Annotated in this window: 11 protein-coding genes and 1 tRNA gene; 6 read left to right on the forward strand and 6 right to left on the reverse strand. The window is 71.3% G+C overall.

Translation table 11 applies throughout. The annotated features are described in order from the left end of the window. Positions 1–17: 17 nt before the first annotated feature. A tRNA-Arg gene (locus TSH58p_RS15860) sits at positions 18–94 on the reverse strand. Between the two features lie 257 nt (positions 95–351). Between TSH58p_RS15860 and TSH58p_RS33130 the strand changes: the two genes are divergently transcribed. The 5 genes from TSH58p_RS33130 (at position 352) to nth (ending at position 6,456) form a co-directional block, all read left to right on the forward strand. Next, entirely contained in the window at positions 352–798 is a 447-nt protein-coding gene (locus TSH58p_RS33130; RefSeq protein ID WP_158282618.1) for a hypothetical protein, read from the forward strand. Positions 799–821: 23 nt separating this feature from the next. Next, the gene (locus TSH58p_RS15865) at positions 822–1,475 is read left to right on the forward strand and encodes a phosphatase PAP2 family protein (RefSeq protein ID WP_158282617.1); all 654 of its coding nucleotides are present in this window, start codon (positions 822–824) and stop codon (positions 1,473–1,475) included. 185 nt (positions 1,476–1,660) lie between these two features. Next, positions 1,661–5,044, forward strand: coding sequence for a DEAD/DEAH box helicase (locus tag TSH58p_RS15870; protein ID WP_109070554.1), 3,384 nt, complete (start codon positions 1,661–1,663; stop codon positions 5,042–5,044). Positions 5,045–5,152: 108 nt separating this feature from the next. After that, positions 5,153–5,692 (forward strand): hypothetical protein, encoded by a 540-nt coding sequence (locus TSH58p_RS15875; RefSeq protein ID WP_109070553.1) that lies wholly within the window; start codon positions 5,153–5,155, stop codon positions 5,690–5,692. After that, entirely contained in the window at positions 5,689–6,456 is a 768-nt protein-coding gene (nth, locus tag TSH58p_RS15880) for an endonuclease III (RefSeq protein ID WP_247874085.1), read from the forward strand. Before TSH58p_RS15875 ends, nth begins: the two co-directional genes overlap by 4 nt. 143 nt (positions 6,457–6,599) lie before the next feature. Here nth and TSH58p_RS15885 read toward each other — a convergent pair whose 3' ends face one another. Beyond that, positions 6,600–6,860: a hypothetical protein gene (locus TSH58p_RS15885; RefSeq protein WP_109070552.1), complete on the reverse strand. Its 261-nt coding sequence runs from the start codon at positions 6,858–6,860 to the stop codon at positions 6,600–6,602. Between the two features lie 191 nt (positions 6,861–7,051). On the opposite strand from TSH58p_RS15885, the gene TSH58p_RS15890 reads away from it, so the two are divergent. After that, positions 7,052–9,703, forward strand: coding sequence for a glycosyltransferase (locus TSH58p_RS15890; RefSeq protein ID WP_109070551.1), 2,652 nt, complete (start codon positions 7,052–7,054; stop codon positions 9,701–9,703). A 65-nt stretch (positions 9,704–9,768) separates the two neighbouring features. On the opposite strand, the gene TSH58p_RS34560 is transcribed toward TSH58p_RS15890, so the two are convergent. The 4 genes from TSH58p_RS34560 to TSH58p_RS15910 all read right to left on the reverse strand — a co-directional run bounded on the left by TSH58p_RS34560 (position 9,769) and on the right by TSH58p_RS15910 (position 13,743). After that, on the reverse strand, positions 9,769–10,641 hold the full coding sequence (locus TSH58p_RS34560) for a hypothetical protein (protein WP_109070550.1): 873 nt from the start codon (positions 10,639–10,641) through the stop codon (positions 9,769–9,771). A 102-nt stretch (positions 10,642–10,743) separates the two neighbouring features. Next, the gene (locus TSH58p_RS15900) at positions 10,744–11,085 is read right to left on the reverse strand and encodes a hypothetical protein (RefSeq protein ID WP_109070549.1); all 342 of its coding nucleotides are present in this window, start codon (positions 11,083–11,085) and stop codon (positions 10,744–10,746) included. Positions 11,086–11,172: 87 nt separating this feature from the next. After that, positions 11,173–11,622: a hypothetical protein gene (locus TSH58p_RS15905; RefSeq protein ID WP_038526988.1), complete on the reverse strand. Its 450-nt coding sequence runs from the start codon at positions 11,620–11,622 to the stop codon at positions 11,173–11,175. Positions 11,623–11,853: 231 nt separating this feature from the next. After that, positions 11,854–13,743, reverse strand: a complete 1,890-nt coding sequence (locus TSH58p_RS15910) for a DNA topoisomerase (RefSeq protein ID WP_247895506.1) — start codon at positions 13,741–13,743, stop codon at positions 11,854–11,856. Between the last annotated feature and the right edge of the window lie 62 nt (positions 13,744–13,805).

Here is a 13,805-nt window from a genome sequence, read left to right on the forward strand (position 1 = left end):
CTGCGGGAAGAGGAGAGTGGCGCGCCCGAAGAGATTCGAACTCCTGACCCCCAGATTCGTAGTCTGGTGCTCTATCCAGCTGAGCTACGGGCGCTTCTCTCTGCCGCGGCGTCGGCGAGGCCGTCGTCTGCGGTGGCGCGGTTTTTAATCGGGCCGTGGCCGGAAGGCAACCAAAATCGTCCGGCCCGTGAAATTTTTCCGGCAAGGGGATGTCAGCCCTTTGACGGACTACAGAATGGCGGCGGTTGGGCTTACCTTGGCGTGGAGAGCGACCAGCCAGAAGGGCATTTGAGAACAGCTATGGGCATGACGTTTCTGAGCCGCGCCGTTATGGGGCCGGCGGGGTTGCTGATGGCACTTTCCTTGTCGGCGGCGGCCGGTGCGGCCCAGGCGGCGGACGACCGGTCCGGCGCCGCGGTCCTGGTGTCCGCGGCCATCGGCAACGAGGTCGTCCAGATGGTCGAACTCGGCCCGAAGGTCATCCAGGTGACCGTCAACGACCGCGTCGTCTACGAGGACCGCGAGGGGCGCACCCTGTCCTTCGTGAACGCCTACAACATGGAAGGGCGCTGGCTGGTGCTGCTGCAGGAGAGCGTGGACGGCAAATGCGCCGCGCGCTTCCGCGTGCTCGACCTCGGCGGGGCCAAGCCCTCCGTCTCGCTGCCCTTCGGGACCTGCAGCGACGCGCCGAAGGTGGAGCAGGCCGACCGGACGCTGACCGTCTCGCTGCCCGTTTCCGATGGAAAGAGCACGGCGGCCTGGAACTACCGGGACGGGATGCTCGTTCGCATGCGCTGAACGGAAAGGGAGCCGCAAGGACCGTGGGACATCTGAACCTCTGGCACGTCAACAAGGCGATCTCGCTTCTCGGCAGCACGTCCTTCGTGCTGCCGGTGGCCGGCATCCTGATCGTGATGCTGTGGCGCCGCCATTCGGCCGTCTCGGCGGCGCGCTGGCTCGTCGTGCTGGGCATGCTGATGGGCTCGGTGGCGCTGCTGAAGATCCTGGGCCACGCCTGCGGCTTCCGCCTGTTCGACGACCGGCTGACCAGCCCCAGCGGACACGCCGCGCTTGCCGCGGCCGTCTATGGGGCGGTCGGTGTGATGGCGGCGCGCTCGCTGGACGGCTGGCGGCGCGGCATGGTGGTCCTGGGAGCCCTCGGGCTGGTGGTGGGCGTGGCGGCCTCGCGCATCCTGCTGCGCTACCATTCGGTGACGGAGGTGGTGGTCGGCCTCGGCCTCGGCGGGCTGGCGGTGGCCGCCTTCGCGCAGAGCTTCAACCGGATGGCGCCCTCCCGCCTGAACCTCAGCCCGCTGGTCCTGGCCCTGGTCGTTCTGTTCGGCGTCGCTACTTACGCGCTCGGCGACCGCACCAACGCGGAGCCGATGCTGAAGCATTTCGCCTATCTGCTGCGTGAGGAATCCCCGGTCTGCGGCCCGATGCCGCCGCTGAACAGTTTCCTGGAGCGGCTGTAGCGGGTGTTTTCCTTGCCGGATGCGGCCGTCGTCCATGGCTGGACTTCCCGGGACTTGGCAACCGGAATGTTTGCCTTGGGGCGTCGGTTGAGGGTTGAGAGCGGGCTTGCGACGGGGCATGGTGTGGGCTTATACCGACGCCCCCGTTCCTGACCCGTTCTGCTTTTCGGTATCCCTTCCGGCCCATGTCGCTGTTCGGCTCCCTTCCACGCGCCGCCGCCACCGCCAGCGCGACGGTCTCCTTTTCGCAGGAGGATCTGGCGCGCGTCTTCGATGCGAAGACGCTGCAGCGCGGGCGCACGCTCATCCTGACCGGGGCGGTGACGCTCCTGGAGGCGGAGGGGCGGATCGCCGCCACGGTGACCGACCTCGGGCGGACCCTGTCGGTGACGGTCGTCCCGGTGCGCGGGCGCAGCCGGGTGGTCTTCGACAAGAGCTGCACCTGCGGGCGCAACGCCTGCGCCCACATGGCCGCGGCGGCGCTGATGACCCTGGACGCCCGTCCCGAAGGGCGGCAGATGTCCCTGTTCGACGCGCCCCCGGCCGCGCCGCACCCCGTGCTCCAGGCGGTTCCCGACCCGGCCCCCGTGCCGCCGCCTCCTGCGGAGCCGACGCCTTCTCCTCCCCCACCGCCGCCGCCGCCCGAACCGGTGCTCAGCGTCCGCTGGACCCTGGAGCCGGGCAAGGACGACGCGGCGATGTTCGTCTCCGCCGTGATCGCGGTGGAAGGGGCGGGGGAGGGCGACGACGTATCCACCCCGGCCAGCCCGCGCGACGTGCTGGCCCGCGCGCCGCGCAGCCTGGACGGCGACGTGGACCGCGCCATCGCCCGGATGCTGGGCGGCGGCGGGGTGGTGCGCACGCCGGTCGCCAAGAGCCGCGGCGACGTGGTGGACCGCATCCTGCGCCGTCTGCTCGGCTGCGGGCGACTGCGCTGGCGCGGCGGAACAACGCTGGCGGAGGGGGCGGGGATGACCATCCGCGCCTTCCGCGACCCGGCGACGCGCAAGCTGCGCCCGACCGGCCTGCCGCCCGGCGCCGCGCTGATCAAGGGGCTGGGCTACTGGTGCGTCGATCCGAAGGCCGGCACCGTCTGCCCCGTCGAATTGCAGGTGGTGGAGGTGCCGAAGCCCAAGGCCGCCGTCCCGCCGCCCGCCGCGAAGGCGGTTCCCTCGAAGGCGGCGGCCCTGAAGGCCTCCATCCGGCCCGCGCCGTCCCGCTCCGCGCCGGAGCGCCCGGACTTTCCGGCGGCCTCGGCCTTCGCCGCGGGGATGCCCGGCGGCGTGCGCATAGGCTCCGACCCCGCCGCGACCATCATCGAGCGCGACCCGCGCGTCGTCGCCCGGCTGGGCCGGGTGGTGTCGCCGGACGGCGGGCTGGTGGACGTGCTGCGGCTGGCCTTCGACTATGGCGAGGAGGATTCGCCCTCGGAGATCGAGCCCGACGACCAGCGCCAGTTCGCCCGCGTCGAGGAGCCCGCCGGGGCGGTCTTCGTCCGCCGCGACAAGGCGCTGGAGCAGGGCGCGCTGGAGAGGTTGGCCGCCTTCGGCTTCGCCCAGGCGCGGATCGAGCCGCCCAAGGGCCAGTTGAACGCCCGCGGCACCCGCGTCCACTGGCTGACCGGCAAGGACGCCGACGAGCGGTGGTCGGCCTTCCTGACCACCGAGGTGCCGGCCCTGCGCAAGGACGGCTGGACCGTCGAGATCGGCGCCGACTTCGGCACCCGCGTGGTGGAGGCGAACGAGGAGGTGGCGGTCGCCGTGCGCGATTCCGGCGACGGCTGGTTCGACCTCGACGTCGGCGTGGAGATCGACGGGGAACGCCGCGCCCTGCTGCCGATCCTGGCGACCCTGATCGAGCGCGGCGGCATGGAGGCGACCCGCGTCATCGACGGGCGCGCCCATCTGGTGCTGGACGACGGCAACGTGCTGGCCCTGCCGGCGGAGCGGGTCGAGCGGCTGCTGAGCGTCCTGGAGTCCATGCTGGACAGCGGGCGGCGGCTGGACGACACGCTGAAGGTGCCGCTGACCGAGGCCGACGGGCTTCTGGACATCGACGACCTGATCGCCCGCCGCACCGAGGACACCGGCCAGATCGACCGCTACCTGCGGACCATCCAGGAGGAGGAGCTGCCGGCGGAGATGGACCCGCCGCCGGGCTTCCAGGGCACGCTGCGCGACTACCAGCGCGTCGGCCTCGCCTGGATGCAGGGGCTGCGGGCCAACCGGGTGGCCGGCATCCTGGCCGACGACATGGGGCTGGGCAAGACCGCCCAGACGCTGGCCCACATCGCCATGGAGGAGAAGGAGGGGCGGCTGACCGACCCCTGCCTCGTCGTGGTGCCGACCAGCCTCGTCCCCAACTGGGTGGCCGAGGCGCAGCGCTTCACGCCGCACCTGCGGGTGGTCGTGCTGCACGGTCTGGACCGGCACGAGAAGCTGGGCGACCTCGACCGCGCCCACATCGTGGTGACCACCTACGGCGTGGTCGGCCGCGACGTCGAGGTGCTGAAGCGCCGGGACTGGCATCTGCTGATCCTCGACGAGGCGCAGGCCATCAAGAATCCGGACAGCAAGGCGACCCGCGCCGTCTGCGCGCTGAACGCCCGCAACCGGCTCTGCCTGTCCGGCACGCCGGTGGAGAACAATCTCGGCGAGCTGTGGAGCCAGTTCGCCTTCCTGATGCCCGGCCTGCTCGGCGACCGCAAGGAGTTCGGGCGCCGCTACCGCACCCCAATCGAGAAGCGCGCCGACGGCACCCGCGCCAAGCAGCTGATGCGCCGCATCCGTCCCTTCCTGCTGCGCCGCACCAAGGAGGCGGTGGCCAAGGAACTGCCGCCGAAGACCGAGGTGGTGGTGCGCATCGACCTGGAACCGGCGCAGCGCGACCTCTACGAGACCATCCGCCTGTCGGTGAACGAGACGGTGCGGGCGGCGCTGGCGGTCAGCGGCGTGTCGCGCAACGCCATCACCATCATCGACGCGCTTCTGAAGCTGCGTCAGGTCTGCTGCGACCCGCGTCTGGTCAAGATCCCCGCCGCCGGCAAGGTGAAGGAGACCGCGAAGCTCGACGCGCTGACCGACATGGTGCTGGAGATGGTGCCGGAAGGCCGGCGCATCCTGATCTTCTCGCAGTTCACCTCCATGCTCGACCTCATCAAGCTGCGGCTGGAGGAGGCGAAGATTGGCTATGTCGAGCTGACCGGGCGCACGCTGGACCGTGCGGAGCCGGTCAACCGCTTCCAGAACCGCGAGGTGCCGGTCTTCCTCATCAGCCTGAAGGCGGGCGGGCGCGGCCTGAACCTGACGGCGGCGGACACGGTGATACACTATGATCCCTGGTGGAATCCGGCGGCCGAGGACCAGGCGACGGACCGCGCCTACCGAATCGGACAGGACAAACCGGTCTTCGTTTACAAGCTGATCGCCGCCGACACGGTGGAGGAGCGCATCCTCGACTTGCAACGGCGCAAAGGAAACCTGTCGGACGCAACCATCGAGGGCACCGGTCTCATCAGTGCACTTGAAGGCGGGGACATCGACTATCTGCTGGGTAAGGCGGCGGACTGACCGCACCCTCGGGGTTACCGCCCTTCCCGGTCTGGCCTTCGCGGCGTCATGGCATAGATCCTTGAGGACGAAAGCACTGCGTTCGTTTCCCTTGCAACGGGGAGGGCCATGGCATCGACGAAGCGGGACACCGCACCCGATCCGGAACGGCTCATCGGCGCGTGGCGCGATGCCGCCGCGGACGCCCGCCGTTGGCGTGACGATCCGGACCGCGTGGCCGCCCTGAGGGCGGCGCGCACCCGGCTGCATCAGCCGCCGCCACCACCGCCGCGCCCGCCCCAGCGGGTGCTGGCCGACGAGCTGCACGCCGCCCGCGCCGCCTGGGAGGAGGGGCAGGGGCTGGACGGCGCCGCCCGTGCCCTGGCCTACGCCAACCTCAAGCGCTGGGAGCCCGGCCTGTTCGGCTACAGCGAGACGCAGCGCTCCACCGCCGGCAAGATCGCCGCGTCGGAAGCGGCGGAGTCGCGGCGCGACGCGCAGGAGCGGGCGGAGGCCCAGGCCCTGCTCCGCGCCTTCCGCCGTGTCCAGGAGCGCGCGCGCAGCACCGCCCGCGCCGTTCAGGCCGATCCCCGCGCCCGCGCCATGGCGGCGGACGAGGGGCTGATGCTGCCGGACGGCGGCCGCTCCGGCGGCGTGACGGCGCCGTGAGGCGCCGCCTCAAGGCCAACGAAGACCAGGCGTCCTTCGCGCTGTCGCCCATTGCTTTGCCGGACGAGAAGCTGCTGGAGATCCACCGTCGGCTCTGCCTGATCTTCGGCTGTCCGATCGCCTATTTCCGCGCGCTCGACCCGCTCAGCGAACTGGTGTCGTCGCTGCTGTCGCACCGCACGCGCAACGCGGCGTCCGGGGCGGCCTTCCGCGCCTTGCGGGCGCGCTGGGGGGAGGGTTGGGCCGCCGTCCGCGACGCCGATCCGGGGGAGGTCGAGGCGGTCATCGCCGGGGTCACCTGGCCGGAACAGAAGGCGCCGCGCATCCAGGCGATCCTCCGGCGGATCACCGAACTGCGCGGCGAACTCTCGCTTGATTTCCTGGCGGAGATGACGGTGCCGGAGGCGCGGGCCTGGCTGCAGGCGCTTCCCGGAGTCGGCCCGAAGACCAGCGCCGCGGTGATGAGCTTCAGCAGCCTGCGCCGTCCCGCCCTGCCGGTGGACAGCCACCATCACCGCGTCGCGGTGCGCACCGGGCTGATCCCCTCCAGCGTGGCGGTCGGTCCGTCGCACACCGTCCTGGAGGCGCGGCTTCCCCAGGATTGGACGGCGCAGCAGATCTACGATCATCACGAGGTGATGATGCTGCATGGGCAGCGGGTCTGCTTTTACCGCAACCCGGCCTGTGAGCGGTGTGCGCTGCTGGATGTGTGCCCGGAGGGGCAGGGGCGTATGGCGGGCAGGGCGCCGGCGGAAGGGGCGTAGTCGCCCCTTGCCCCCACTCTCTTTGCCCCCACCCCCGGCCCTCCCCCGCTACGCAGGGGAGGGTGCCTTCCGCGAAGCGGCGTCCATTCCCTCCCCTGCGATAGCGGGGGAGGGTTAGGGTGGGGGCAAAGTTTGCAGAACGTTCAATTCACCAGCGGCGGGCGGCGCATGCCCGGCAGGGGGGAGGGGTTGCTGCGCTGCGGCCGTTCCCCGGTGGCGGCCTGCTCGGCGGCGTCGAGCATGGCTTCGGCCTGCTTCTGCACCGCGGCGGCGCGGGCCTGCTCCATGGGGTCGGTGCTTTCCTTCCGGACATAGCCGGCGGCCTGCTCGGCGAGGTCGAGGGTCTCGACCACCTCGTCCATCGTTTCCTCCAGCGCGGTCACATCGACCTTCTTGCCGGTCATTTCGTCGTCTCCCGTCGTTGCGGTTGGTGAAGCCAACAGGAGCGGGGCGTTCGCCGTTCCCAATTCGGTAATCCGTGCAGCCACCCGAAAAAAATCGGGAAGAGCGTGGGAATAGTTTTTTGCAGCGCACGTTCGTCTGTGTGTCCGGTGGCGCCCGCCACCCATCCTACCCAGGCTTGCGAAATCCCCACATGAGCAACCCGAAGCGTTCGATCCGGTCTGCGGCCTTGGCCGCGGCGATGCTCGCCGTGACTGCCGGCCACGCGTCCTTCTGGTCCTGGCGCAACGCGCCCACTCCTGTGGACGCCGTGCCGGGTCGCATCGAATCCGTCTCCTACTCCCCGTCGGGCCGCAGCTACGACCCGAACCACCAGCCGGTGGTCGACGCGGTGGAGCTGGACCGGGACATGACCGCCATCGCCGGCTTCGCCGACGGTGTGCGCACCTATTCCACGCTGGGCTCCCAGGGCGACGTCCCGGCCATCGCGGCCAAGCATGGCCTGGACGTCACGCTGGGCGTCTGGCTGAGCGACGACAAGGCCCGCAACGAGCGCGAGGTCGCCCGCGCCATCGTGCTGTCCCGCACCGTGCGCGGCATCGAGCGCGTCGTCGTCGGCAACGAGACTCTGCTGCGCGCCGAGCTGACCGACGCGGAGCTGGCCTCCTACATCCGCCGCGTCCGCGCCGGCGTGCCAAAGCACATCAAGGTCGGCACCGCCGACGTGTGGTCGGAGATCGTCAAGGCGAAGGAGACCATCGCGGCGTCCGACTACATGGGCGTCCACGTCCTGCCCTACTGGGAAGGCGTGCCGGTGGACAAGGCGCTGACCTGGATCCGCGACCGGCTGGACACCGTGCGCAAGGCGCATCCGGGCAAGCCGCTGTTCGTGGGCGAGGTGGGCTGGCCATCGGGTGGCGAGAACTTCCACGACGCCTACCCGACGCCGCAGGCGCAGGCCTTCGTCGTCCGCAACTTCGCCGCCGAGGCGGGGATGCTCGGCATCGACTACAACGTGGTCGAGGCGTTCGACGGTGTGTGGAAGTCCAGCATCGAAGGCTCGCCCGGCCCGACCTGGGGCGTGCTCGACGCCGACCGCGCCCCGAAATGGCCGCTGGCCGGCGACGTCCCGGCGCCCTGGGGCGACCGTGCGGGCGCCGCCGTGGCGCTGGCCCTCGGCCTCGCCCTGTCGGCCTTCGCCGCCTTCCGCCGCCGCACCAACATGACCTACGCGCTGGCCGCGTCGGTGGGCGCCAACATCGTCGGCTTCGGCGTCGGCTCGGCCGTCGCCGGCGCCTACGCCGAGTACTTCACCTTCGGCGCCGCGACCACCTGGGGCTCCGCCTTCCTGCTGGGCGCGCTGATGATGTCGGTGGCCTTCGCCGACCTGACCGAGGTGGCCCGCCGCCTGTTCACCGGCCGCGCCCCGGCCCTTCTGCCGCGGGTTCCCGCGGTGCCGGAGCACAAGCCGATGGTGTCCGTGCACATCGCCGCCTGCCGTGAGCAGCCGGACGTGCTGGCCGCCACGCTGACCTCGCTGGCCCGCGTCGACTATCCGGACTACGAGGTCGTCGTCCTCATCAACAACACCGAGGACGAGGCGCTGGTCCGCCCGGTCGAGGAGCTGTGCGCCGAGCTGGGCCCGAAGTTCAAGTTTCACTGGTACAAGCAGATTTCCGGTTTCAAGGCGGGCGCGCTGAACGCCGCGCTGCGCCACACCGACCCGCGGGCCGAGATCGTCGCCGTGCTCGACGCCGACTACACGGTCGAGTCGGACTGGCTGAACAAGCTGGCCCCGACCTTCGCCGACCCGCGCGTCGGCATCGTCCAGGCCCCGCAGGAGCATCGCGACGGCCATGAGACGCCGCTGAAGGCCGCCATGACCGCCGAGTACCGCCCCTTCTTCGACGTCGGCATGCAGGAGGGTCTGACCTCCCAGGCCTTCGTCTGCCACGGCACGATGATCATGCTGCGCCGCTCCGCCATGGAACAGGTCGGCGGCTGGTCGGAAGAGGGCATCTGCGAGGACACGGAGCTGGGCATCCGCATCCTGTCGGCCGGCTACCGCGCCGCCTACACCGACGAGCGTCTGGGCCAGGGCCTCGCCCCCGACAACTTCATGCAGTTCCGCAAGCAGCGCGACCGCTGGGTCTTCGGCTCCACCCAGATCCTGCGCGCCCACTGGCGGAAGTTCCTGCCCGGCGCCACGGAGCTGACGTTCGGCCAGAAGATCGGCTACCTGACCAACTGGGCGCGCTGGTGGTCGGACGCGGTGGGCGTGCTGGCCGCCGGTGCGGCGGTCACCTGGACCTTCGCGTCGCTGGTCCTGCCGCTGCACCTGCCGCCGGTCCAGGCCACCGCCGCGGTGCTGGGCGCCCTGGTCCTGCGCGCCGGGTCGAGCCTGCTGGCCTCGCGCTACGCCTCCGGCAACTCGTGGAAGGAGAGCTTCGGGGCCTGCGCCGTGGGCATGGCGCTGTCCACCACGGTGGCGCTGGCTGCGCTCCGCGGCGTGGTCCGCAAGCGCGACGCCTTCCGCGTCACCGCCAAGGGCGGCAAGCGGACCCAGGGCGCCTTCTGCGCCAAGCCGGAGGCCTGGCTGTCGGGTGCGCTGCTGGTCTCCGCCGTGACCGCGTGGTTCGCCAACCCGCTGGGCACCCTGTCGCTGGAGCTGTGGGCGATCCTGCTGACCGCGATGGCCGTGCCCAACCTGATGGCCGTGGGCCTCGCGATCGGCGACATGCTGCCCGCCGGCACCCCGCGCCCGGCGCCGCTGCCCGCCCCGCAGGGCGTGGTCCAGCCCGCCGCCGCGCCGGCCAAGGCCGCCAACGAGCCGGTCGCCGCGTAACCTCTCGACACCGAACGAAGAAAGCCCCCTTGCCGCCGGCAAGGGGGCTTTTCTTTTCCGGCGGTTCAGCGCTTGCCCTTCTTCCCCTGGATGCTGGTGATCTGCTGGGTGGCGAGGTTGCCCTGGCCGATGGCGGCGTTGAAGGCGCTGCCGACGTTGTTGAACTGGATGCCGCCGCTGGCCAGAGCCGCGGGCAGATGCGGCAGCGGGCCGAAGTTGCTCATCACCGGGTCGAAGAAGCCCTCGGGCGGCGGGCCGCCATTGCCGGTGGTGACGCCGGGCTGGGGCTTCGGCGCCGGAGCCTTGGCCTGCACGGGGGCCGGAGTCTGCACCGGTGCGGCGGCATGGGCCGGGGCGGGCGCCTGACCGACGGGGGCCGGCGCGGCGGCCTGTTCCGCGACATTGCCCCCAGCCACATTGCCCCCACCGCCCCCACCGCCTCCACCGCCGGCCGACCCGTCCGCGCCCTGGATGACGTACTGCTCCGTCACGTTGCTGTCGCCGAAGGACAGGGCCAGCGAGCTGTCGAAGTTGTTCACGATGAAGGGTGCGTCGATGAAGGTGAAGTTCGGCACGATGGGTTCCGGCGGCGGCTGGCGGCTGCCGGCCAGCGCCTGGCCCTTGTTGAAGCCGCCCAGGAAGCCGGCGTCGCCGCGGATCTTGGCGATGGCCTGCTGGTGCGTGGCCTGCCGGCTGACGTTGGGGTTGGTCACCGTCGCGCCCGGAGGCGCGCCGCGCCGGGCGGCGTTGACGAAGACGGGCTGGCGCGGCAGCAGGGGCGGCATCCCCATGCCCATGCCCATCGACATGCCGACCGCCGCGCCCAGCTGCGGGTTGACGGAGAAGCCGCCGGCATCCTGGGCGGCGGCAGTTCCGCCCAGCAGCGCCAGGGCGGCGAGGCCGGACAGCAGCGGCGCGAAGCGGCGGATGCGGATCATGGCGGGGCTCCTCTGTTCGGCGGTGTGCGCTGATCCTAGGGCGGCCAAGCGGGGAGCCGCTGTGAGGCGGGCCACAGGTGCCGTGATTTGTGCCCCCGCGCTTTACGCCTCTTCCTCAAAAGGGAAGTTCTTGCCGAAGGGATGGTCGGGCATCGGGGCGGCCTGCGGCGGCATCGGCATCGGCTTCAGGTCCGGCTGGGACGGGCCGCGGCGGCAGGCGGTGTGGCCGTTGACGGTCTCGCAGGTCAGCGCGCCCGGCCCGGTCACGCAGGTCGTCCGGTCGTTGACCGTCTGGCACGACAGCGAGCCCGAGCCACGGCTGCACACCGTCTTCCCGTTGACCGTCTGGCAGGCGAGATTTTCGGCGGCGGCGGTCTGCGGGGTTCCGGCCAGGGTCAGGATGGCGGCGAGCGCACCGAAGACCGGCAGGGCGAAGCGGAGCATGGCGGCAGTCCTCCCGTGAGGAATCCGGAAAGGGGCGCCGCCTTGCGGATCGGCGGCGCCGGATTGGGTGATCACTGGGCCTTGAGACTATTGGGCCTTCAGACCGAACAGATTCTGCCCGGCGGCGTTGCCGATGCCGGCGGCGACGTTGGTCGTCACCCCGACGTTGGTGTCGAGCAGGCCGCCCTTGCCGAAGCCGAAGGTGACGCCGGTGACGTTCTGCTTCGCCTTGTTGCCGATGCCGGCGGCGACGTTGGTGGCGACGCCGACGTTGGTGTTCACCAGCGACCCGCCGGTGCCCTGCTGCATGGTGAAGACGTTCTGCTTGGCCTTGTTGCCGATCCCCGCCGCGAGGTTCGTCGCAACGCCGACGTTGGTGCTGGAGAGCGAGGGTGCCGCGGCGAAGGGGCTGCCGAAGCCCGGCTGCATCATCATCGGGTTGACCGGCATGCCCCCGGTCTTGAGGTCGTTGGCGAAGGCGTGGGGGGCGGCGAGCAGCGTGGCGGCAGCGGCGGCGATCAGGGTCAGGCGGCGCATGGGCTGGGTCTCCTCCGGGGGTGTGGGGCCGTGTGTGGCTCGATGTCCGTGGAGGAGAGGGTAGGCGGACGCCGCCCCCGCCGCTGTGGTCTGGGCCACAGTCGGAGGGTGATTCGGGCGGTTTGTGGGAAGTCTTGCCCCCTCCCTAACCCTCCCCCGCTTCGCAGGGGAGGGGATCAATCTCCCTCCCCCGCCCAGCGGGGGAGGGCCGGGGTGGGGGCAAGCCGACGCTCAGCGCGCGTGCTGGTCCAGGAACTGGCGGCAGGAATCGAAGTCCTGGACCACCGCGTCCGGCAGTTCGACGCCCTTGCGGTCGGCGAGGCTGCGGGCAAAGGCGACCATCTTGTCGGTCGGGGCCTTGCGCCGCGCGCCGCTCGACGGTACCGCGGGGGCCGCCGGGAGGGCGTCGGCGACCGGGCTGATCGAGTCGGGGACCTCCGGCGCGGTCTTCGCCTTGCGGCTGCGCCGGGGCGTCTTCGGCGCTTCGCCGTCCACACCGACGGCGGCAACCGCCGTCTTGCGGCTGCGCGTGCGCGGCGCGGCACCGGCGGGGCGCGGGCTGGCGGAGCGACGCCGCCCGGCGCCCCGCCCGGCGCGGATCGGACCGCCGCGGACGCCGAGATCCACCGCGGGACCCCGGTTGCCGACCAGCACGCCGATCAGCCGCCCGGCCTCGTCGGCGATGCCGTCGATGACGCTGCGGAAGTCGGCGCGTCCCACGACCACCTCGTCCAGCCGCATCTCCCACAACGCGGTGGTGCCGGGATCGACCAGGGTGGGCGCGGCGCCGCGCAGCGTCTCGAACAGCTGCAATCCGGCGGGGGTGGGCACCAGCCACTTGCCGTCGGCGCCCAGCAGGTTCTGCCGCCGCAGGCCCTTGATGATCTCGGCGCGGGTGGCCGGGGTGCCGATGCCCTTGGCCTCCTTCAGCCGGTCGCGCAGCGCCGGGTCCTCGACGAAGCGCCAGGCGTTCTGCATGGCGTCGACGAGCGTGCCCTCGTTGTAGCGCGGCGGCGCCTGGGTCCGCTTGGCCTCGACCTTGGGGTCGGACAGGCGGGCGGGCTCCCCGTCGGCCAGCGGGGGCAGGGTCTGTTCCTCCTCCTTCTCGTCGGGCTTGCCGTCCGTCTCGGCGGAGCCGAAGGCCGCCTTCCAGCCGAGCTTCAGGGGGATGCGCCCGACCGCCCGGAAGACCACCGGTTTCCCCTCGACGGGCACGTCCATCAGGACGGTGGTCTGCCGGTACTCGTAGTCGGGCATGACGGCCGCGAGGTAGGAGCGGCAGATCAGCGCGTAGAGCCGCTTCTCGTCGTCGGTCAGCCGGTTCAGCCGGCTTTCCAGGTCGTCGAGTACGTTGACGTTGGGCACGATGGCGTGGTGCGACACGCCCTCCAGGGCCTTGTCGCAGAAATGGCCGGACTTGCCGCGGCGGATCACCGGGCGGGAAATGTCCAGATGGGCGAAGCCGCGCAGCCGGGTCAGCGCCCCGGTGATCGCCGGCACGTCGGCGATCTGGTTTTCCGACAGGTAGCGCGCCTCGGCGCGCGGGTAGGTGATGAGCTTCTTGCCCTCGCCGTCGTAAAGCTCCTGCGCGACCTCCAGCGTGCGGTCGGCGGTCCAGCCCCAGCGCTGGCCGCAGGTCTTCTGCAGCGCGGGCAGGTCGTAAAGCTTCGGCGGGGCCTGCCGCCGGTCCTCCACCGTCACCGACAGCGGGCCGCCGTGGCCGTCGGCGGCGCGGGCGATGGCCTCGGCGCGGGCGCGGTCCTTGATGCGGTCCTTCGGCGGCGGGGCGTGGCGCATCAGGAAGGAGCCGCCCGCGGCGGTGGCCGTCGCCACGACCTCGAAATAATCCTCCGGCTTGAAGTTGCGGATCTCCAACTCGCGCAGGCAGACGATGGACAGGGTCGGGGTCTTCACCCGCCCGATGCCGATCACGCCGCGCGTCCCCGGCGCCAGCAGCGTCTTGGTCGCCGTGCGGGTCAGGGACAGGTTGAAGATCTGGTCGGCCTGCTGGCGCGCCACCGCCGCCTCGTAGAGCGGGCGAAGCTCGGTGTTGGGCTTCAGCTTCGCGAAGGCGTCGCGGATCGTCTTGGGGTCCTGGGCGGTGAACAGGGCGCGCTGCACCCGCCCGCGGAAGCCCAGATGCTCCAGGATCTCCTGGCCGATCAGCTGACCCTCGCGGTCGC

The organism is Azospirillum sp. TSH58 (assembly GCF_003119115.1).
Classification (GTDB): domain Bacteria; phylum Pseudomonadota; class Alphaproteobacteria; order Azospirillales; family Azospirillaceae; genus Azospirillum.

What these genes read in the sequence shown, in the direction of transcription:
- TSH58p_RS33130 (WP_158282618.1), top strand. Translation starts at nt 352, where the DNA reads ATGGCACTTTCCTTGTCGGCGGCGGCCGGTGCGGCCCAGGCGGCGGAC.
- TSH58p_RS15870 (WP_109070554.1), top strand. Translation starts at nt 1,661, where the DNA reads ATGTCGCTGTTCGGCTCCCTTCCACGCGCCGCCGCCACCGCCAGCGCG.
- TSH58p_RS15875 (WP_109070553.1), top strand. Translation starts at nt 5,153, where the DNA reads ATGGCATCGACGAAGCGGGACACCGCACCCGATCCGGAACGGCTCATC.
- TSH58p_RS15885 (WP_109070552.1), bottom strand. Translation starts at nt 6,860, where the DNA reads ATGACCGGCAAGAAGGTCGATGTGACCGCGCTGGAGGAAACGATGGAC.
- TSH58p_RS15890 (WP_109070551.1), top strand. Translation starts at nt 7,052, where the DNA reads ATGAGCAACCCGAAGCGTTCGATCCGGTCTGCGGCCTTGGCCGCGGCG.
- TSH58p_RS34560 (WP_109070550.1), bottom strand. Translation starts at nt 10,641, where the DNA reads ATGATCCGCATCCGCCGCTTCGCGCCGCTGCTGTCCGGCCTCGCCGCC.
- TSH58p_RS15900 (WP_109070549.1), bottom strand. Translation starts at nt 11,085, where the DNA reads ATGCTCCGCTTCGCCCTGCCGGTCTTCGGTGCGCTCGCCGCCATCCTG.
- TSH58p_RS15905 (WP_038526988.1), bottom strand. Translation starts at nt 11,622, where the DNA reads ATGCGCCGCCTGACCCTGATCGCCGCCGCTGCCGCCACGCTGCTCGCC.